The organism is Chlorobium sp., assembly GCF_049593655.1.
Classification (GTDB): domain Bacteria; phylum Bacteroidota; class Chlorobiia; order Chlorobiales; family Chlorobiaceae; genus Chlorobium.
Genome location: NZ_JBAWHG010000055.1, coordinates 1 through 21,591 on the forward strand (window position 1 = coordinate 1; position 21,591 = coordinate 21,591).

The window sequence follows — 21,591 nt, forward strand, 5'->3', positions numbered from 1 at the left end:
GGATTAGCCGAACATATACTGACCGGCAAGAAAACATTTTTGCCAGCTTGACTTCAGACTCTATTCAGTACCATAAATACTGCATCAATCGAGATGAGTCAGCAAAACATATGAGATCTGATAAAAAAAGACGTGAATAAGCAAAAAGAAACAACGACTTTCCTGCCTGAATATCAACCTTGAATCAGCATTAAAGCCGGAAACATTGATGAAAGGGTATTTTGATATTGAATTCTCAATAAAACGCCTATAACTCAACGGATTTTATTGATACTATCATATTATTTTTTTTCTTGAACATGACATCATTTTCACCGTATGTATTTCTGATAATATATTTAGGCCTCTGCTTGGATTCAATATAAATCCTGCCGATGTATTCGCCGAGAGTGCCGATGCTGATAAGCTGAAGACTTCCAAGAAATAAAATAACAACAATCAGGGATGTATAACCAGGAACGTCCCTGCCGTACAGTAATGTCCTCATAAGGATAAAGGCTCCGTACAAAAACGCAAACAGGCTTCCTGATATTCCGAGATAGGTCCAGACTTTAAGCGGCGCAGTGCTGAAGCTGGTAATCCCTTCGAGGGCCAGATTCCATAACTTCCAGATCGAGTATTTTGTAAAGCCCTCTGCACGTTTTTCTCTTGTAAACTCAATGCTTGTCGTCCTGAACCCTGACCAGGCAAACAAGCCCTTCATGAATCGCTGCCGTTCCGGGAATTCTTTCAGCGCATCGATAACGATACGATCCATTATTCGAAAGTCACCGACATTCTCAGGAATTTTAATGCCGGATAACAGGTTATGAACCCAGTAAAACATCTTTGCAGTACTTCTTTTCAGCAATGAGTCGGAACTTCTGTCCGTTCTTTTTGCCAGTACCACATCGTATCCCTGAAGCCATGTTTCAATAAGCGCCGGAATCAGTTCAGGAGGGTCCTGCAGATCCGAGTCGATAGGGATGACCGCATCTCCCGAAGCATAGTCAAGACCTGCGGAGAGCGCGGCTTCCTTGCCGAAATTTCTCGAAAGCTCGATAACGATGATCCTGGAGTCAATCTGGGAAAGAAATATAAGCTTGTCCAGCGTCTTGTCACGGCTTCCGTCATCAACGAAAATGAACTCGAACTTCACCTGAGGTACCAGGTCCAAGGTGCGGGTAAGGGTAACGAAAAAAGATTCCACCCCTTCAGATTCATTGTAAAAGGGAGTGACAATCGATACAAGAAGGTTGTCCTGGGGGGGCATCACTCTTCAAATTTTTTACTCGTACCATATCGTTCCAGGAAATGGAACAACGGTACAAGCTTATGAATCAAGACAGACTGGTGACGAACAATAACAAATGCATCAAAAACAACTATCCTGACGGCATTGAAGGGTCCCCGGGGACTCATGGCGGGGAGCTCCGCCCCGGTCATAAGAGGAAAAGGAATTTTTACCAAACGCAGGAAATGTAGTGATTTTACATTGAGAAATCAAGAATTATGTGCAAAAGTTTATTCCGAGGCAGACAGAGAAATGCTGAGCTGAAGCGAAAAGTGCTCCCTTGAGCAACAGTCAGGGCGCCACAGCTACCTCATCTAAAATCATCTCCACAGCTTTTTCGCTGATTTTCCAGTCGCCATATCTGTATATTTCTTCCGCTGCATTAAATATCGGCACATACTTAATCCTGCTCTGCTCGCCAAGTATTTTGAAACATGGAACTGCAGGGCTTTCTTGATGAATGTCCAGAACCAATGCATTTTCAGGGCACCAAACCAGATTGGTCAGAGCCGCTCCATGACCGGCCACTATTATTTTTGCACTCCCAAATAAATCCTGCTGTTCCCTGACATTCAAATTCTCACACTCCACTATTTCAAATCCAATTTTCTCAAGTTTGCCTGTCAGCACAGCTTCATTAACCATCCTTCTGCGTGTCGCATCTTTTCTGGATATATATACCTTACGATATCCTTTCTTTTGAGATTCCTGAACACCGATTTCCTCACAGAGGGCACGACAAGTCCAGGATGGCACATTAAGTGGACTGCCTTTACCTCTATACGGGATCACTAAATCGATATCTTTCTCCCTGAAACCAAAACTGCTCCGTATTTTATCCTTTTCTATATCCAGCAGATCAAGAATGTTTTTCTGCCACGTTTTCCCGCCATCATGTATAATAAACAGGTCGAACGAATCTTTATTGAACCCCATTTTTTTTAAAAACCACCAATCGCCAACAACCTCTGTGAGAAAATGATAAAACCCGACATTTGAACTCCCAAGAAGCACTGCCCTTCTTCTGTTTTGTCTTGAAATAACTGTTGGCCCTAAAGTTATTTCCTGTATCAGACTCTTCAAATTCCAGTGTTTTTTGAATGGGAAAAAAAGAGGCATTCCCCATCTGTCCGCAAGATTCACTATGGCCTGTGCATCCGATCCGCAATTAAGCCTGTAGCCGACAACGCCTACATGTTTAACCGTTAATACCCCAGAGGCAACGATATCCCTGTGACTGATGGAATCACCTTTCCAGCATTCAACTTCATCTTGATTGCATATATCCTTTACTGACGTATAGTCTGACAACCATGGTGGTGCTGCCATCCAACTTGCATCCCTATGTCCACACAATGGCTGTTCAATATTTTTGGCAAATTTACTTATATATAAGTTAATTTGACGCTGCATATTTTTTTTAAGACCAACAATATCTTTCAGCATTTCATTTTCCAAACTATCAGGTCTTTTCAGAAAAACTCATTGATCGGAATTTCACCTAACAATTAAAAAACAAATTTTTGAAATATCGAATTGTTTCCTTAAGACCATCCTCAAGACCGATACCAGGTTCCCATGAAAGCTTTTCTTTAGCCAACTCGATTTCAGGCTTCCTTTGTCTCGGGTCATCTGAGGGCAATGGCAGATAGATCAACTTACTTCTTGAACCAGTAAGCCGGAGTACAGTTTCGGCTAACTCCTGCATAGTAAACTCCCCCGGATTACCGATATTGACCGGACCAGTAAAATCACTACCGGTATCCATCATACTAATCATGGCATCAATGAGATCGTCGACATAGCAGAAACTTCTGGTTTGTTGGCCATCACCATAAATTGTAATTGGATCCCCTTTAAGCGCCTGAACAATAAAATTACTCACCACCCGCCCATCATTGGGGTGCATTCGGGGTCCGTAGGTATTAAAAATACGAACAACCTTAATTTGCACGTCATGTTGACGCCAATAATCAAAAAACAATGTTTCGGCACAACGTTTTCCTTCATCATAACAACTCCGAATGCCTATGGGGTTTACCTTGCCCCAGTAACTTTCAGGTTGCGGATGAATTTCAGGATCTCCATAAACTTCGCTGGTACTTGCCTGTAAAATCTTAGCCTTGACCCTTTTGGCAAGCCCGAGCATATTGATTGCACCATGCACACTGGTTTTCGTGGTTTGTACAGGGTCAAACTGATAATGAATTGGTGATGCTGGACACGCCAGATTGTATATTCGATCAACTTCAACATAGAAAGGAAAGGTTATATCATGACGCATTAACTCAAAATAGGGATGAGCAAAGAGATGCTTTATATTTGCCTTGCTTCCTGTATAGAAATTATCTACACACAAGACATCATCACCACGATTGACAAGGCGGTCGCATAAATGGGAGCCAATAAAACCAGCACCACCGGTAACAAGAATCTTATCCATATGCTCTTATGGCTGAAATGCATGTTCACTCAAAAAACCTCACAAAACAGAACGGTCATATCAACAATTCACACGTAAGATTTTTACATAATTACGTCTCGCAATATTCAACCTGCAGCAGAAAAATCAGGCAACCTGACCATATCGCTTCACCTGCATCAATTACTGCATAAACTGCCGGAGCCAACACATTGCTTGAAAATCGTTCACCACACAAACACGCCATACCTTACAGTTCCAATGCCACAGAAGGATAATGCCATATTAAAACGGCGCATGCGTCTGCCTGCTACCCTTCCGTTCGCTTCCACCTGTCATGCAGCCAGAACCACTCTTCGGGGTATCTGCGGATATACCTTTCAAGCGCCAGGGTGTAGCGGCGGGCAAGCTCTTCGACGTCGGCCTTGCCTGTGCCGAGATCCGAGTAATCGATCTCTTCGTACTCCACCAGGTATCGTCCGTTCCCGATTTTCCGGCTGATGCCCACAAAAACCGGGACTCCGGTTTTCAGGACAAGAAAGGCCGGCCCGAGAAAGACCGAGGTTCTGCGGCCGAGAAAGTCCATGAAAAAACCGCCCTTCGGATCGGACTGGTCGGCAAGAATGCTCATGACTCCGCCGTTCCGCAGGGTTCTGAGCCCTTCCCGAAGAGCCTGGCGTTTATAGACCACCCTGTTTCCCCTCATGGCGCGCCACCGATTGATCTGGCGGTCTATTTCCCGGTTTTTCAGCCGTTTTACAACAACGGTGATCGGCGATACCAGAAGCCCGAACGCCATTCCAAGCAGCTCCCAGTTACCGAAATGAGCGGATATCAGCACGGCGCCCTTGTTCATTTCACGCGTTTTTGCCTGAAAGGCGCGGGCATCGACGTCAACCAGTCGGGCGGCCTCTTCGGGGGTCCTGAGAAGGGGAAGACGGAGCACCTCGAAAACATTTTCGGCAAGGTTACGGTAAACCTGTCGTGCGATACGCGTTATTTCCTCCCGACTCTTTTCAGGAAAGGTTGCCGAAAGGTTCTCTTCAACCAGATTTCTCCGGATTTTCAGAAGGGAGTATACCATGTCGCCGCAAAAACGGGCAAGCAGTGCAGCCTGAGACTGGCTGAGAATGCGCAGCAGGATACCGGCAAACATGAAAAACCGGCAGAACAACTTGTCGGCAAAAGGGTTTTTCTTCTTTCTTTTCTTATGCATGGCCGTCCGCGTATCCGGCAGATTTCCGGTCACCGGGTCCTCGCACCGAGAGGCCGAAAGCTGGCTCCCGCTCCAGGGCAAAGGATCGGAATCGCCGGGATCATGTTCTGCGGGGATAGGGTTGAACGCATGAGAGTTCGTTATAGTGGATAGTTGCTCTTGCCCTAAAGTAAACAGCTTTTCGCCTCTGAACAAATACCGCCCTGCAGCTTTCAGGCACTCACTGAAAAAGTTGTTTGTCCCCTTTCCATTGAATCGTTGCGGCTGATACGATAATTTGAAAAAAATATCCGAAATTGGCTTATATCATTTGTGTTTAATGAGCCCCATCCGCTGTTGTTATGAAACATAAACTGCTTGGCCAGAAGGAGGCCGCCGAACTGATCCGGAACTGGAAATCTGCAGGGAAAAAGGTTGTTTTCTCCAACGGCTGTTTCGATATCCTGCATGCCGGACATGTGCACTACCTTGCCGCCGCCCGTGAACTTGGCGACGCCCTGGTGATCGGCCTGAACAGCGATGCTTCGGTCAGGCGCATTAAAGGCGCGCTCCGCCCGATCTGCAACGAACTCGACCGCTCCGCCCTCCTCTGTGCCCTGGAGGCTGTGGATGCGGTAACGATCTTTGACGAGGATACCCCCGAATCACTGATCGGCATGCTGCTTCCCGACATTCTGGTGAAGGGCGCTGACTGGCAGGTAGAGCGAATTGCCGGGGCCAGAGCCGTACTTGAAAGCGGAGGCAGTGTACAAACCCTGCCGCTTATCGAGGAACGATCGACAAGCGGCATCATAGAAACCATTCTCCAACGATACGCCGGCAGGACTGACATTGGAAAAGATTAAGCACTATACGCTTGTACTCCTGACAGGAGTCTCCGGATGCATTCTTGTGCTTTCGCTCATAGCTGCGGTTGTGCTCAACAGCGGCATGCTTGACCGGTACGCACAGGAACAGATGATCGCCCTTTTCAACAAGGAGTTCCTGGGACGCCTGGAGCTGCGGGAGGCCCATCTGAACTTTCCGAACAGGGTGACTCTGGTGGCGCCTGAAATCTATGAACCGGGTTCGTCCACACCTGCTTTTTCGGCAAAAAACATCAAGTTGCGCTTTAATTTTCTCATGCTGCTGCAGCCGGAAATCAGAAGACTGTCGTTCAGGAAAATCAGCGCCGACAGCCTGCAGGCGACGGTTATCGAACGGGAGGACGGAAAACGCAATATCGATATCATTTTCACCTCCCGGGATCCCGATTCGAGCCGGGCGCCGCTGGAAAGCTTCTTCTGCAAAAAGCTCTCCGTCGATAACGGAAGCCTCTCCTGGATAAAAAACAGCGCGGGAAAAGCTCCGCTGCACTACCGGGCAGAGAACATCGATCTGAAAATCACCTCCTTCAGGCTGAAGGAGAACCTGTTCAGCGGAATCCTCGAAAAAGGTGCTTTGTCCCTGCCTTCACACGCATTCCGCCTCAGGGAGGGATCGGCAAAATTCCACTTCTCGACAAGCCGTTCGGAACTGCTTGCCCTGAAAGCGAAAAGCGGCAGGAGCAATGCCGAACTTTCAGTTTCGCTCGATGATTTCAATATTTTCGCTCCGGGGGGAACGAAGCGCTTTATCGACAGACTTGCGGAAAGCCGCTCGTTCATCAATATCAATGCCCTGAACCTGCATACCGACGATCTGAAAGTTTTTTTCCCCGCCCTCAGGCTTCCGGAAGGCCTTTACCGTTTCAAAGGCAACGCAAAAATAGCCGACGGATCGCTTCAGGTATTTGATTCACGGCTATCCAGAGGGAAAAGCCGTCTTGCCTTCAGGGGCGAACTGCTCCACCTGCAGCAGAAGGAGGCACTCTCTTTCAAGGTGTCATGCGACAGCTCAACGGTAGAACCGGTTTTTTTACAGGCCCTGTTTGCCGAAACCCCCTTCGGGAAAGCGGCCGGACAGCTCGGCACCGTAACGTTCCTGGCGAGAGCGGAGGGATCGCCCAAACAGGCGGAAACCGCTATCGATCTGATCACCGGAATCGGCAGGATATCGCTCGAAGCCGAATCGAAAGGTGCGATGGATAAACAACTCGCATGGAAAGGAGCCTTCAGGCTCGACGAGCTTGAAGCCTACCGCTTGCTCGAGGCCTCCGGCAGAAAAAGCGGCAAAAACCTGCTCAGGGCAACAGGTTCTTTCGAAGGAACCAGCCAGGGCCTGAAAAGCCTTGAAACGCTCTCACTGTCAGCCGATATCAAGGATTCGTTCTGGGGACGTCAGGATATCGAAAAAGGGTCCCTGAGTGCTGATTACAGCCGGAAAGTCCTCAAAACCGGAATTTCGCTGCAGAACAGCGCAGAGATCATCGAGGCCTCGGGAGAGATCGACCTCAACCATCCCTCCCCGCCCTACAAGGCCAATGGCCGGATAAAGAAGATCAATCTCGCCAAAATACTGGACTCCCGCGATTTCGTGACCGATCTGAACGGAACGTTTGCCCTGAAAGGCGAGGGATTCGATCCCCGGTCGCTCAACGCAGGAATCGCCATACGTTTCGAGCCCTCTTCGATCAACGAATTCCGGTTCAGGGACAAATCCGAATTTGCTGTAGCCATAGCACAGCGTGAAGCCTCCTCTCAGGTAACGGTAAAAAGCGACTTCCTCGATGCGTCGCTCAGTGGCGACTACTCCCTGAAACAGCTGATCGGAGCCCTGCAGCTTGCAGGATACGCCGTTACCCGGGAAATCGGAATCCAGAGCCTCTGGCCTGCCGGCCTGCCGTCTGTCGAAAACCCTCCGGTACCCCAGCCGGACAACCCGTTCAAGGTCTCCTACCGAATCACCCTCAAGGACGTCACCCCGCTTGTCGTTCTGCTGCCGGTTCGCAATATGGAGATGCAGGGAAGCACGGAAGGCGAACTGCTTTACCGTAAAGGGCTTTGCACCATCTCCTCATCGTTAGACCTCACCACATTTTCCTCCGGTTCCGGTACGACGCTGAACGCCCTTACGGCGGCGGCGGCAATGGAATGCAGCAGAAAAGGGCTTTCAAAAGCCGCAGTGAAGGGCAAAGCCGCCAACCTCACCATTGCCGGAGTGAAATCGGGTAATCTGGCATTCGACGCAATATACACGCCGGCCCAGCTCTCTGTGGCAATTGATGGAGACCTTCCCGAGCAGGCATGGAAAATCAGTTCCGATCTCTCGGCCAGACGCAGCGGAGGAACCTATGACATCACACTCAACAGACTCTCGCTGGGCAACAGTGGCGGCCTCTGGCAGATCCCTGCAGGCTCGCACATCACGGTGGGCAGCGCTTCGGCAACCTTCAGGAATCTGAGTATTGCCAAAGGAAACCAGCGGGTTGTGCTCGACGGCCTGCTGAGCAGCAACAAGGCCGGAACGTTCAAATGCACCCTCTCGAATATCGATCTGGCAGGCTTCAACCGGAACAGGACGGCCGGTTCACCCGGAACGATTGCCGGAGTCGTAAACGGAACACTTGTTGTAAACGGGTCCCCGGGATCCAAGACGAGCACCCTCAGCCTCAACGGACAGGCTGTCCGGTATGAAGAACTGCTGTTCGGAGGCATGCAGCTCAACGCCCGCCACATCGGAAGCCGCCTCAGTTTCGATTTCCGGAGTTCGGCTGCGCCGGTTTCAGGCGAAACCTCATCCGTTGCGATGAATACCATTGAAGGCAGCGGATCCATGCCCCTTCTGCTCAGCTACGTTCCGTTTCAGATAAGGATTCCCGATCAGCAGTCGGTGAATGCGTCATTCCGTTCCGAAAATCTTTCCGCCAGGTTTCTCGAATATGTTCTGCCTTTCTTTGAAAACGCCAAAGGCATTATTCCTACAACCCTGACCATTGCCGGACGGATGCCGAAACCGGATATCTATCTTACCACCCGTCTGCGCGATACCCGTATAACCGTCGAACCCACCCAGACAACCTATATCCTGAACGGCGATGTGGCCGTCAACCCTCGTCAGGTAGAGCTTAAGGAGATCATCGTGAGGGATTTGCTGCAGGGTTCCGGCAGAATCAGCGGCGTGATCCGGCTTGTACAGCTCGAACCCAGATCCCTCGATCTCGGCGCCAGCTTTTCGGAACTCCTGCTTTACAACAAAAAAGACCGGAAAGACGAGACATCGTTCGGCACGGTTACCGGAACAACCCGCAATATCAGGCTTCACGGCGACCTCTCCTCTCCGGTTGTCGAAGGGGCGATGCGGATCGACAAGGCCGACTTTTCGCTCTACAGAAAAGGCTCCAATGAAAGCGCAAAATATGTTGGCGCCGAAAAATTCATTGAATTCGTAGCTCGTTATCCGGCTGAAAAAAAGGAAAATTCCCCGAAAAACGGTTCAGACAAAAAACCTGCCGAGTTTTACTACTCGCTGCTCGACATCCTGCAGATCAGGGATCTGAAGCTTACCGGCGCGGAACCCCTGAAATACACGGTAATTTTCGATCGCCTCCGGGGTGAGGAGCTTGAGGCATCGATCGGCAACCTTTACCTGATCGTCAACAAAAGCAACCAGCGCTACCGCCTCTACGGTTCGGTCAATATTACGGGCGGCAAGTACCGTTTTTCCAACACGAACTTCGATCTGGAAAACGGAGGGAAAATCACCTGGAACAACGCTGAAATCCGCGATGGCCGGATGGATAACCTGTATGGCACCAAATACCTCAGCGTCACCAGTTCCCAGACCGGTGAGCGGGATAACGTCCGCCTGCTGCTGGCCATAACCGGAACGCTCAATGAACCCCGCGTCGGAATGGGCTACTATCTGAACGAACAGATGCAGCCCTATGCCTCCCAGAGCATGATCGGCGGCCAGCCCAGCCAGATCGATCCCAATGCGGAAATCAACGTACTTTCCATGCTGCTTTCCAAACAATGGTACGCCCCCCCCGGCAGCACCGGGCAATACGGCAACCTTGAGGTATCGAGCGCAGGCCTCTCCACCGGAGCGGGACTGGTATCTTCACAGCTCTCCAGGATCGTGCAGAATATTGCCGGCATCGAGAGTTTCAATGTCAATCTGGGGCTCGACAAGAAAGGCGCACTCAGCGGACTCGACCTCTATTTTGCCGTCAATATTCCCGGCACAGGCGGAAAGGTGCGCTTCGTCGGCACCGGCAGCAGCCCTGATATCAAGGACAAGGCACTTTTCAACTACTACGGTACGTCACAGAAAATCGAGTACCGGGTAACGCCGAAAGTCTATCTCGAAGCCTACCGTTCCTATGGTCAGCTTACCGGCGAGGCATCGAATACAAACCTGCAGAAACCATCCGAAACCTGGGGAGCAAGCGTCTCCTACCGCGAACGTTTCCACACCTGGGAACGGTTCTGGAAACGCATAGCCCCGTCATCGGACGAGAAGAAATAAGTGCTTATATTTTTATACATTATTTTTTACCCTTTTGTAACGAACACGCCATGATTTTGAAAGGAAAAAAAATCATCCTCGGCATCTCGGGAGGTATCGCAGCATATAAAACACCCCAGCTTGTGCGCCTGCTCAAAAAGGCCGGAGCGGAAGTCCGGGTAGCGCTTACTGCATCGGGAAGCCGGTTCGTCAGCGAGCTCTCACTGGCGACCGTTTCGGGGGAACCGGTTTTCAGGGAAATGTTTCCCCCTCTGGACCTTCCGGGAACGGATTTCACCCGGCATATTTCCCTCGGAGAGTGGGCGGACGCACTGGTCATAGCTCCCGCCACGGCAAACACCATCGCAAAGCTGGCTGCAGGATTGTGCGACGACATGCTCACGGCATGCTTCATTACGCTTCGCCCCGGAAAGCCGGTACTGATTTTTCCGGCAATGGACGGCCAGATGTACCGCTCCGGCTCGCTTCAGCGCAATATCGCCCTGCTCACCGGTCAGGGATGCACCGTTATCGAACCCGAAAACGGTGATCTTGCCTCAGGACAGTGCGGAACCGGACGGATGCCGGAACCCGACGTCATCGCCCAACGCATCGGCATGGCGCTGCAGAACGCCACCCCTGACTCTCCGCTCAGGGGACGCCGCGTAGTCGTCACCGCCGGTCCGACAAGGGAAAAAATCGACGGTGTCCGTTTCATCTCGAACTACTCGTCGGGCAAAATGGGGTTCGCCCTTGCCGAAGCTGCCAGAGAACGGGGCGCGGAGGTAACCCTTATCACTGGCCCGGTCCATCTTGACACCCCTGTGGGCGTGGAACGTCTTGATGTCGAAAACGCTTGTGAAATGTACGAAGCGGCAAAGTCGCTGTACGGACTCTGTACGGTTTTCATCGCCGCCGCCGCCGTTGCCGACTACCGCCCTGAACTGGTGCTTGAAGGCAAGCTGAAAAAAAACAGTTCGCACCTGCAGCTGAATCTGATAAGAAATCCCGATATTCTTGCGGAATTCGGTACAGGAAAGCGCCCGGATCAGCTTGCGGTAGGTTTTGCCCTTGAAACCGGTGACGGACTTGAAGAAGCCTACAGAAAGCTGCAGGAAAAAAATCTCGATCTTGTGGCATTCAATACGTTCGACCGGAAAACATCGGGCTTCGAAGTGGATACCAATGTGCTTACCCTGATTGACCGGAACCACACAGAAACCGTCCTGCCCCTTATGCAGAAAAAGGATGCCGCGAGACAGCTGCTCGATTGCATAGAGCAACTGATGCATTCCGGACGGTAAAACAAGAAACAGTACGTTAGTTATGCAGGGCCTGTTATTTGACGAAAGCCGACAGCAGCCGACGGCTGCAGGGGGAGATAAACCCTTGTACAGCGATTTGCAGGAGCTTTACGAAGGCTCGAAAACCTGTACGAAATGCCGTCTGGCGGCCACCCGTAACAACTTCGTGTTCGGTGAGGGAAATCCGAAAGCCCGCCTTGTCGTTATCGGTGAAGCACCGGGAGCCGATGAAGATGCCCAGGGTCGCCCTTTTGTCGGTCGTTCCGGACAGCTGCTCGACAAAATTCTCCTGGCGGTAGGCTTCCGGCGTGAAGATGTCTTTATCTGCAACATTATCAAATGCCGTCCCCCGCAGAACCGCAATCCGCAGCAGGATGAGATCGCCAGCTGTCTTCCCTGGCTGCAGAACCAGCTTGAACTGATCGACCCCGGCATGCTGCTGCTGCTCGGACGAGTGGCCGCCAATACGCTCCTCGACAACAATCTGTCGATGGGGGCCATGCGAGGGAAAATCATCGGCTGGAAAAAATTCGACTGCGTGGTAACCTACCACCCGGCAGCATTGCTGAGAAACCCGAACTGGAAAAGGGGTTGCTGGGAGGACGTCCAGCTTATGCGCCGTCACTACGATACCCTTCAGGGGAAGAAGAGCGATTCACAACCATGACACGAACATCAGGCAAATCCAAACCCGACGTCATCGATTTCAGCCAGGATATCGATTTCAGCAGGGAAAGCCGAATTCCGCCATACTCGTCGGAAATCGAGCAGGAGGTGCTTGCCTGCCTCCTGCTCGAAGAGGACCCTGTCGAACAGGTCATTCAGATTTTCGGTGAAAACGGCGCCGAGGTTTTCTACGAACGCCGGCATCAGATCATTTTCACCGCCATGATGCAGCTCTACCATAAACGGCAGGCTATCGACCTCATTACGGTCAGTGAGGAGCTGCTGAAAATGAACGAACTGGAGCCCGTAGGCGGGAGGCACTATCTGGCAGAGCTTTCCGGAAAGGTGATCAGTGCGGCCAATGTGGAATACTATGCCCGCCTTGCCAAGGAGAAATATCTTTACCGGCGGATGATCTCCATATCGGCAAAGATATCCTCGGCTGCCTACAGTTCGTCGATGGATATTTTCGATCTTGTCGAACACGCTTCGCAGCAGTTTTTCAATATCTCCCAGGCCGGCATCAAAAAGAAGGCCTCGCCGATCAAGGACCTGGTCAAGAACGGCATCCGCATTCTTGAAAACCTCAGAGCTTCCCAGTCATCCATTACCGGCATCGGATCCGGGTATTCCGAACTCGACCAGCTTACCGCCGGGTTCCAGCCATCGGATATGATTATCATCGCGGCACGGCCGTCAGCCGGAAAAACCGCATTCTCTCTGGCTCTTGCCCGTAACGCCTCGGTCGATTTCAACACTCCGGTGCTGTTTTTCAGCCTTGAAATGGCGGAAGTGCAGCTTGCCATCAGGCTCATGTGCGCAGAAGCCTATGTGGAATCGCAGCTTGTCCGAACCGGGCGCATCACCCCGGAAATGATGGCAAGGATCATCAACAGCATGGACAAGCTGAACGACGCAAAACTCTTCATCGACGATACGCCGGGTATCTCCATCATGGAACTGTCGGCCAAAACCCGCAGGATGAAACAGGAACACAATATCGGCATGGTTGTGGTGGATTACCTGCAGCTGGTCACTCCTGTCAGGGACGGGAGATCCAACCGGGAACAGGAGATCGCGCAGATATCCCGCTCGCTCAAGGCGCTGGCCAAGGAACTGAACATTCCTGTTATCGCTCTTGCCCAGCTGAACCGTTCCGTCGAGCAGCGTTCCGGAGACAGACGCCCGCAGCTGAGCGATCTGAGGGAATCCGGTTCGATTGAGCAGGACGCCGACGTTGTGATGTTTCTTTCACGTCCGGAAATGTACGGAAAGGACACCTTCGAGGATGGTTCGTCCACAAAAAACATCGTCGAAATTGTCATCGGCAAACAGCGAAACGGACCGATCGGCGATATCCGCCTGCTGTTCATGAAAAATTACGGACGCTTTCAGTCAACGGCGAATGTCTATATTTCAGGCGGACAGGATGAAGGATTCCATGAAGATGCCCCGCATGCGATGCCCGAACCTCCGGAATCACGCAATATCCCTTCGGCATCCTTTATCAATCAGGACGACGCACCCTTTTAAGCAGAGCGAATGAGCGAGAAAACCACAGGGCAGCCTGCCCTCCCCTCCAGAGTGGGAAAGGTCCAGAAGAAAAATCCGGCATCCCCGGCAGGCCTCCCTGCCGAGGATGCCTACCGCGGCATTGGAGCATCGCGAGGCATAGCCATCGGAACATCCTATGCATTTGAAAAAGAGCAGTACGATCACGAGGCCAAAACACTTGAACCCGAAGAGATAGATGGCGAGATAGAGCGGTTTGTCGTTGCGCTGCACCGTTCGGAAAAAGAGCTGAAAAAAATAGAACGCGTCACGACACGAAAACTCGGCAAGGGATATGCGAACCTTTTCGAAGCCCAGATCATGCTGCTGCACGATCCGGTGCTGACCGAATCCATCTCCAGTCGAATCAGGGAAGAACAGAAAACCGCCGCTCTTGTCATCGACGAGGAGTTCGGACGCTACCTCGAACAGTTCAGGAATTCCGACGACCAGTACTTTCAGGAACGCGCCTGCGATTTCAGGGATATCAAGGAGCGGATCATCAGGAACCTGCACATCAGAAAACTGCACTCGTGGATACCTGAAGGCACCATCGTTATTTCAGAACATCTCTCCCCTGCCGACGTCATTCTGCTGAGCCGCAGCAATGTAAAAGGATTCGTCACCGATACCGGCGGCCAGACCTCTCACATTTCGCTGATCTGCAAATCGCTGAACATCCCTATGGTTGTGGGGCTCGGCAATTTCTCGCAAACGGTGGAATCCGGCAAGCAGATCATCATCGACGGCACAACCGGCACCGTCGTGATCAACCCGTCGGAAAAAACCATTGAACACTACAACAGAAAACGGGACGACGAACTGCAGAGTGAAGCCGATGCCTCGCTGACTGCCGAGCAGCCCGCCTACACACGCTGCGGCGTCAGGATATCGTTTTACTCGAACATCGACTTCAAGGAAGAGCTGGCGGCAATCAAGACGACGGGATCTGAAGGGGTTGGCCTTTTCAGAACCGAAAACCTGTTTATCGACGGAACCAAGGTGCCGAGGGAATCGGAGCAGTTGAACTACTACCGGGAGATGGCCGAAACAATTGCTCCGATGCCGCTGGTGGTACGCCTTTTCGATATCGGCGGCGACAAGCTGCTCTATTCTCCGGTCAGGGAACCCAATCCCAATCTCGGGTGGCGGGGTATCAGAATTCTCATCGATGTTCCGGAAATCCTTGAAAACCAGCTCCGGGCTGTGCTGAGGGCAAACACGCACGGCAATATCCACATTCTGCTGCCGATGATCACCTCCATCGAGCAGATCCGTTTCATCAAAGAGAGGCTTGAAAAGCTCTGCAACCAAATCACCGATGAAACCGGCTTGGCCTGTGAAAAGCCTTTTGTCGGGGCGATGATCGAGGTCCCTGCAGCTGTGGAAATTATCGAAGAGATCACCCGGTGCGTCGATTTCGTAAGCATCGGAACCAACGATCTGACCCAGTACACCATTGCCGTGGACAGAAACAATGTCATTGTCCAGGATCTGTTCGACAAGTTTCACCCGGCCATTATCCGGCAGCTCTACCGGGTCATCTCCACAGCACAGAAAAACCGCTGCCCCGCATCCATCTGCGGCGATATGGCTTCCGACAGACTTACCCTCCCCTTTCTCATCGGCTGCGGCCTGAGAAAATTCAGTGTGGTTAGTGCCGATATCGCCAAACTGAAAAAAATGGTCTCCAGCATTACCCTCGCAGAAACGGAACTCCTTGCCGGCGAGTGCCTCGAACTCGCTTCTGCGGAAAAAATAAAAAGCCGCCTGGAAAATTTCCTGGCAACCCTGTAACGGCAGAGCCCCTCGAAAAACCGGTTGATCAGGGTTTTTCGAGGGGCTCTTTATGCGTTATACAAGGGAAGACTCAGGGCCGCAGATCCTCGATCTTGGCATCCCGTCGCAATGTGGCGAAATACTCGGCAAAGAACTGTTCCTGCTTTGCCCGAACGAGGTTCGGCAGTATTCCGGCTTTTACCTCCTTCAAATTGATATCCCCGGCCATCACCCGCTTGTCGAGCCTGACAAGGGCATAGCCCATCATCGACTTGACAGGCCCGGAGAGCTTTCCTGCTTTCATTGCGGAAATCGCCTCAACCAGCGGCCGGTCAATGCCGTAACCGGGAATGTAACCGTCAGTCCAGCGGATATCGTCCGCCCTGACGATCGTAAACTCCTTGTTGGCTGCGGCAAGCGATTCGAGGGTTGCTCCGGGTCGCGCCGCAAGGGCGGCGAGCTTCTTTTCAAGCGCCAGCTCTCTCTTTTCACGGGCCAGTTCCGCAGTGATGACTTTCTTCAGGGTATCGTCGAGCTGACGGTATCCGGTATCGTTCTTTCCGGTCAGACGCATGACGTAAAATCCCTTATCGGTTTCAATCACGTCGGAAAGATCACCTTCGGATCCCTTGAAGGCGAATGCTATGATCTTTTCGTTATAACCGACAGGTCCGATCGGAGTGTGTTTGCCGAACTCTCCGGTTCTGGCGATACGGAGTTTTTCGGCTTCGGCGCTCTTGTTGAACCCCTGATCCTTCGCCTGCATCTGAAACGCCGTGGCAAGACGCCTGGAGCTGTCGACCGTTTCCGTTGACGGCCGTATCAGCCGGACAACTTCGGAGCAAACCAGTCTGCTCTGATCGAAACCGGACACCTTGATGATATGCAGGCCGAATTTCGTCTGCACCGGTCTGGCGAGAGCGCCGGGACGGGTGCTGAATACGGCTTCGGAAAATTCCGGAACGACGCTCTTGCGTCCGAACCACCCAAGATCACCGCCTCTTGCGGCGCTGCCGGGATCCTGCGAATACTCTCTGGCCAGCACCTCAAAGGGTACTCCTTCCTGAAGCTTCTTGTAGATCGTCACCATGCGAGCCCTTACGCTGGCTACATCATCACGGCTCGAAGGGTTGAAACGAAGCAGAATATGCGACGCTCTGGCAACCGGTTCACCGGCTGCAATTTTCTTGACCTTCAGCATCCGGTAGTAGCCGTTGTCGGCAACAGGACCGATAACCGAGCCCGGCTTGGCATTCCCGGGACTGAAAACAACCGCGCCGGCGGCCGGTGAAAAATCCGCACGGCTCAAGGGCACATCGATGCCGGTGGGACGGTCGCTCTGAACCCTTACATAATCGCTGTCATTCTGCGTTGCAGCAAACTCCTTGCGCATGCCCTCAAGCTCGTTGCGCACCACCGCACTGTCTTTCGAGGAGGGTACGATCGGGAAAAACACATAATCGGCTTTTCTCGACGGCGGCTGCTTGAGCATATCCTTGTGCCCGTCGTAGTACTTCTGTATCTCGTCGGCCTTTACGGGAAAGTTGCTGTCAGGACCAGCAAAACTCAGGGGAACGGGTATAAAGGAGGCGGAAAACCTGGTGTACTCCCGTTTGACGACAGCGTCAAGTTCCCGATCGGTAACCGGCACCATGGTCTGCAGGGCCCGGATAAGCTTGTTCACCTTCAATTCGCGGCGGACGATATCTTCGATCTGGAGCCACATCTCCTTGTTCTTGGGATCACGACGCGCGGCATCCAGCTTCTGGCGGTCGATCACTCCGGTAGCGGGATTGACGAAATTCTGCCGGATGATCATGGGAGGATTGTCTCCGTCGAGTGCCGCAACAATCTCACTGTCCTCGACGGTAATGCCGAACTTTTCAAACTGCTCTTCAAGCAGTGTCTGATCGACGGCAATCTTCCATGCCTGCTCCTGAAGCCCGAGTTCAACTTCAGGCGTTATCTCGACTCCGGGATTGTTTCTGCGGAAATTTTCGGAAAACTCCTTGTAAATCTCTTCGTAGCGGGCCTTCGACACCTCTTTCCCGTTCACCTTTCCGGCCGCACTGCCCTGTTTTCCGTTAAAACCGGTAAAGTTCATTCCCCACTCGAAAACAATCAGCGCGAGAAATGCCGCCAGTAGCGTGTACAGAATAATATGCGTCTTATCCCGCATGCTGGACATTAAAGCCATAACACATCACCTCTTGAATAATATTAATGAAATATCAGCCCTACATTCTTCAACTGCACCCCTTTTCACGAGCGATTTGTACAGCAAATTAACAGAGAAGCATTTCAATTCCAACCCTCCCTGCCGATCAGCGGAACAAAAGCGAAATGGTGAAAAAGCTCCTTTTCAAACCTGTCGCCCGAACGCCTGCAGACGGTCATCTGCTGCGTATCCTGCCCCCCCACAGGAATAACCAGACAGCCATCCGGGGAAAGCTGCCCGAGAAGATGCTGCGGACAATCCGGAGCGGCCGCCGTAACCATGATACCCTCGAACGGGGCCTCTTCCTCCCAGCCAAGGGAACCATCCGCAAGCCTGCACCTGACCGGAATGCCGAGAGACCTGAAGAGCCTTGCCGCCCGCTCGTACAATTCGGGAATGCGCTCAACCGAATAAACCCTGTAACCAAGCGCATCGAGAACCGCCGCCTGATAGCCCGACCCCGTGCCGATTTCAAGCACCTTTGCTGGCGGCGAACATCGCGCTGCAAGCAGGGAGGTCATATAGGCAACCGTATAGGGCTGTGAAATGGTCTGCCCGTATCCTATCGGCCAGGCCGCATCATCATATGCATAATCAAGGCTTTCCTCATGAACAAAACGGTGCCGTTCGACACTTCCGATGGCTTCGAGCACCCGTTCATCGATAATGCCTTTACGACGGAGGTCCCGGACCATTTCGCTCCGCCTTGCGGCCATAATCTTTTCGGATTCATTCATTGGAAACTCCTCCGGAAAAAGATAGTTATCCGCAGTTCCAAAAGCCTTATTTTCAGCATTACCGTTACCTGCATTAACCAGGCACCGCTAATATTGCATCAAAATCCAGAAAAAACAATTCCCGGAGGGCAGTTCACCCTTGCGGGCGGCATGGAAAAGCAGGGCGCCTATCTGCTGTTCATACGGCTTGCAAAAACCGTTCAGCTGCCTTTCGGCCGCTTCCGGAAAGGAAACCCGCTGCTCCTGCCCGCCGGCTGCTATCTCTATCTCGGCTCGGCACTCGGCAAGGGGAACAACCGGTACCCGCTTGCACGGCGCCTGATGCGGCATGCGTCAAGAACCGCAGGGAGAACGCCGCATGCCATAAGAAAAGCTTTACAGCAGATGCTGCTGGAAAACGGCATGGCTGCAGAAACACCGCAGGCCGCTTCCGAAAAAAAACCGCACTGGCATATCGATTACCTGCTCGACCGTCCGGAATCATGTATTTTCCATATCCTGATCATCCGGAGCCCGGAAAAACTCGAACCGGTTCTGGCCCGCCACCTCGAAGCGGCTCCCGAAACCTCTGTTCCCGCGGCTCGGCTCGGAGCGCAGGACACGAAAAACAGTACCCATCTTCTCTACTGCACCGATTACGGCCCGCTGCTCGTCCGGCTCCTCGGGGAACTTCCGGATATGGGCGTAACCACCAGCTCCAGCGAACACTACTCCTGACGGCCCAGGAGCGCCTCGACAAACTTTTCCCGGTCGAACAGCTGCAGGTCGTCGATTTTTTCGCCGACGCCTATGTATTTCACCGGGAGCTTCAGTTCCCGGGAAATGGAGAGCACGATCCCCCCCTTGGCGGTACCGTCGAGCTTGGTAAGCACCAAGCCGGTCACATTGACGAACTTCGTAAACTCCCTTGCCTGCTGGACGGCGTTCTGACCGGTCGTGCCGTCGAGCACCAGCAGCACTTCATGGGGTGCGGCAGGCACCTTCTTCCGGGCAACCCGCATGATTTTGGCGAGTTCCTCCATGAGATGGCTCTTGTTGTGCAGCCGGCCGGCGGTATCGACAAGCACAACGTCGGTATGGTGAGCCACGGCGGAACTGACCGCATCGTAGACTACCGATGCCGGATCGGCGCCCTGGCCCTGGCCGATGATCGGAACTCCAGCCCGGTCGGCCCATATCTTCAGCTGCTCATATGCTGCGGCCCTGAAGGTATCGGCGGCGGCGATAACGACCTTCTTGCCTGCCTTGTCGTAATTGCGGGCGAGCTTGGCGACACTGGTGGTCTTGCCGGCGCCGTTCACGCCGACCACAAGAATCACATAGGGACGTTCGGGAAGCTGCGCGTCAAAATCAAGAGGATGCGCGCTGTCGGTATCGAGAAGCATCTGCTGAATCTCTTCCATCACCATCCCGTTCAGCTCACCCTCAGAACGATAGGTCTCCTTTTTTGCCCGCTCGGTTACCGCTTCGACGATGCCGAGCGTGGTTTCAACTCCGACATCGGCAGCAACGAGAATGGTTTCCAGCTCCTCAAGAAACTCATCGTCGATTTCGGTTTTACCCTGCGTGATGACGGAAAGCTTTTCACGAAACGTATCCCTTGTCTTGCTGAGTCCCTCTTTAAGGCGCGATATTTTGAAATTGTCGAAAAAACCCATGATGAACGGAAAAATGTCTATGTTTATTTACTTGCAATGAGTGGAGCATCCGCTCCGGCGGCATTTCCGGATATTGCCGTACATTGCTGCATACTTATCCCTTGCGTTGCACCCGGATTTTACCGGGGGCCTCCAAAAAGTGTCACGAGCGGGTACAGAGCAGGCCGGACGAAGCGGAGAAACCTGAGTCCCGGTAAACCGGGATGAAGATTTCGATCCTGACGCATCGGGATAACGCAGCAATCTGCTCACGCAACAAGTTATAGAGGTGCCCTTCAATGTACGTAAAAATATGCCATACAAAGCCATCTCGGATATCGGCGAGTTCGGACTGATCAGCCGGCTCTCGAAACTTGTCGAGCCAACCCTCGCCGAAGCCCCATCCCTGGTGAAAGGAATAGGGGATGACTGTGCCGTCTACCGGCTTTCGGAAACCCTGATGCAGGTCGCGACAACCGACCTGCTTGCCGAAGAGGTGCATTTCGACCTGCTCTTCACGCCGCTCCGGCATCTCGGCAGCAAATGCATCAGCGTCAACGTGTCGGATATCTGCGCCATGAACGCCCTGCCGACCTATGCTCTGGTCTCCCTTGCCATACCGCCCTCTTTTTCCGTCGAGATGGTCGAAGAGCTCTATCGCGGCATGAGCCATGCGGCCTCCGGTTACGGGCTGGCCATTGCCGGAGGCGATACCTCTTCATCCCGATCCGGACTGGTGATCACCATCTCCATGACCGGTGAGACGGCAAAAGAACGGCTCACCATGCGCAGCGGTGCAAAACCGGGGGATTTGATCTGCGTGACCGGCACGCTTGGAGGGGCCGCTGCAGGCCTGAAAATGCTTATGCGGGAAAAAAATATCATGCTCGACCATCTGTCGAACAACGAACCATACAGCAAAAGCCTCATGGCCGACCTGCAGGAGTACAGCGATGCCATCCGCCGTCAGCTTCTGCCCGCCGCCCGGCTCGACACGATCCGGCTTTTTCACGCTTCAGGCGTCACACCGAGCGCAATGATCGACATTTCCGACGGGATCAGCTCCGATCTCGGACATCTGTGCCGGTGTTCGGATACCGGTGCGCTTATTCATGAACGAGCCATCCCCGTCAACACCCAGGCCCGGGAAATAGCCGATGAACTGCAGGAGGATGCCCTTGCCTGGGCTCTGTCGGGTGGCGAGGACTACGAGCTGCTCTTTACCCTGCCGAAGGAACAGGCCGCTTTCCTGGCCGGCAACCGGGATATCTCGGTTATCGGGGAAATAACGGAAAAGGAGAAAGGCGTCCTGCTCTCCGATATCTACGGAATGACCCTCAGCCTCGACGATCTCGGCGGCTACGACCATTTCAGGACGTGAGGCCGGGAGCCGGGTCATTCGAACGGCTCACCGCTGCAGG

15 protein-coding genes are annotated in these 21,591 nt (G+C 52.6%); 8 read left to right on the forward strand and 7 right to left on the reverse strand.

Annotated elements, in window-relative coordinates; genetic code table 11:
* Positions 1 to 247: 247 nt before the first annotated feature.
* From WBP50_RS10030 to WBP50_RS10045, 4 genes are all read right to left on the reverse strand, one after another.
* Positions 248 to 1,252 carry a glycosyltransferase family 2 protein gene (locus WBP50_RS10030; RefSeq protein WP_423934122.1) on the reverse strand — a complete coding sequence of 335 codons (1,005 nt, stop codon included), beginning with the start codon at positions 1,250 to 1,252 and terminating at the stop codon, positions 248 to 250.
* Positions 1,253 to 1,564: 312 nt separating this feature from the next.
* Complete coding sequence (locus tag WBP50_RS10035) at positions 1,565 to 2,731, reverse strand: glycosyltransferase family 61 protein (RefSeq protein ID WP_423934068.1); 1,167 nt, start codon at positions 2,729 to 2,731, stop codon at positions 1,565 to 1,567.
* Between the two features lie 43 nt (positions 2,732 to 2,774).
* Entirely contained in the window at positions 2,775 to 3,716 is a 942-nt protein-coding gene (locus WBP50_RS10040; protein WP_423934070.1) for a UDP-glucuronic acid decarboxylase family protein, read from the reverse strand.
* A 289-nt stretch (positions 3,717 to 4,005) separates the two neighbouring features.
* Positions 4,006 to 4,911, reverse strand: a complete 906-nt coding sequence (locus tag WBP50_RS10045; protein ID WP_423934071.1) for a lysophospholipid acyltransferase family protein — start codon at positions 4,909 to 4,911, stop codon at positions 4,006 to 4,008.
* Between the two features lie 341 nt (positions 4,912 to 5,252).
* Here WBP50_RS10045 and rfaE2 point away from each other — a divergent pair, with 341 nt between their 5' ends.
* The 6 genes from rfaE2 to ptsP are packed head-to-tail and all read left to right on the forward strand — an operon-like array spanning position 5,253 to position 15,596.
* Positions 5,253 to 5,756 (forward strand): D-glycero-beta-D-manno-heptose 1-phosphate adenylyltransferase, encoded by a 504-nt coding sequence (gene rfaE2 / locus WBP50_RS10050; protein WP_423934073.1) that lies wholly within the window; start codon positions 5,253 to 5,255, stop codon positions 5,754 to 5,756.
* Positions 5,743 to 10,299 (forward strand): translocation/assembly module TamB domain-containing protein, encoded by a 4,557-nt coding sequence (locus WBP50_RS10055; RefSeq protein ID WP_423934075.1) that lies wholly within the window; start codon positions 5,743 to 5,745, stop codon positions 10,297 to 10,299. Before rfaE2 ends, WBP50_RS10055 begins: the two co-directional genes overlap by 14 nt.
* Positions 10,300 to 10,349: 50 nt before the next feature.
* Positions 10,350 to 11,582 (forward strand): bifunctional phosphopantothenoylcysteine decarboxylase/phosphopantothenate--cysteine ligase CoaBC, encoded by a 1,233-nt coding sequence (gene coaBC / locus WBP50_RS10060; protein ID WP_423934077.1) that lies wholly within the window; start codon positions 10,350 to 10,352, stop codon positions 11,580 to 11,582.
* A 22-nt stretch (positions 11,583 to 11,604) separates the two neighbouring features.
* Positions 11,605 to 12,249: a uracil-DNA glycosylase gene (locus WBP50_RS10065; protein ID WP_423934079.1), complete on the forward strand. Its 645-nt coding sequence runs from the start codon at positions 11,605 to 11,607 to the stop codon at positions 12,247 to 12,249.
* Complete coding sequence (gene dnaB / locus WBP50_RS10070; RefSeq protein ID WP_423934080.1) at positions 12,246 to 13,781, forward strand: replicative DNA helicase; 1,536 nt, start codon at positions 12,246 to 12,248, stop codon at positions 13,779 to 13,781. The genes WBP50_RS10065 and dnaB overlap by 4 nt, the downstream gene beginning before the upstream one ends.
* Positions 13,782 to 13,790: 9 nt before the next feature.
* Positions 13,791 to 15,596: a phosphoenolpyruvate--protein phosphotransferase gene (gene ptsP, locus WBP50_RS10075; protein WP_423934081.1), complete on the forward strand. Its 1,806-nt coding sequence runs from the start codon at positions 13,791 to 13,793 to the stop codon at positions 15,594 to 15,596.
* Between the two features lie 73 nt (positions 15,597 to 15,669).
* On the opposite strand, the gene WBP50_RS10080 is transcribed toward ptsP, so the two are convergent.
* On the reverse strand, positions 15,670 to 17,775 hold the full coding sequence (locus tag WBP50_RS10080) for a peptidylprolyl isomerase (protein ID WP_423934082.1): 2,106 nt from the start codon (positions 17,773 to 17,775) through the stop codon (positions 15,670 to 15,672).
* 104 nt (positions 17,776 to 17,879) lie between these two features.
* Positions 17,880 to 18,533: a protein-L-isoaspartate(D-aspartate) O-methyltransferase gene (locus WBP50_RS10085; protein ID WP_423934084.1), complete on the reverse strand. Its 654-nt coding sequence runs from the start codon at positions 18,531 to 18,533 to the stop codon at positions 17,880 to 17,882.
* Positions 18,534 to 18,626: 93 nt separating this feature from the next.
* Between WBP50_RS10085 and WBP50_RS10090 the strand changes: the two genes are divergently transcribed.
* The gene (locus tag WBP50_RS10090) at positions 18,627 to 19,250 is read left to right on the forward strand and encodes a GIY-YIG nuclease family protein (protein ID WP_423934087.1); all 624 of its coding nucleotides are present in this window, start codon (positions 18,627 to 18,629) and stop codon (positions 19,248 to 19,250) included.
* Here the strand turns inward: WBP50_RS10090 and ftsY are convergent.
* Positions 19,241 to 20,191, reverse strand: coding sequence for a signal recognition particle-docking protein FtsY (ftsY, locus tag WBP50_RS10095; protein WP_423934089.1), 951 nt, complete (start codon positions 20,189 to 20,191; stop codon positions 19,241 to 19,243). The genes WBP50_RS10090 and ftsY overlap by 10 nt on opposite strands.
* A gap of 292 nt (positions 20,192 to 20,483) precedes the next feature.
* On the opposite strand from ftsY, the gene thiL reads away from it, so the two are divergent.
* Positions 20,484 to 21,551: a thiamine-phosphate kinase gene (gene thiL, locus WBP50_RS10100; RefSeq protein ID WP_423934091.1), complete on the forward strand. Its 1,068-nt coding sequence runs from the start codon at positions 20,484 to 20,486 to the stop codon at positions 21,549 to 21,551.
* Positions 21,552 to 21,591: the final 40 nt, after the last annotated feature.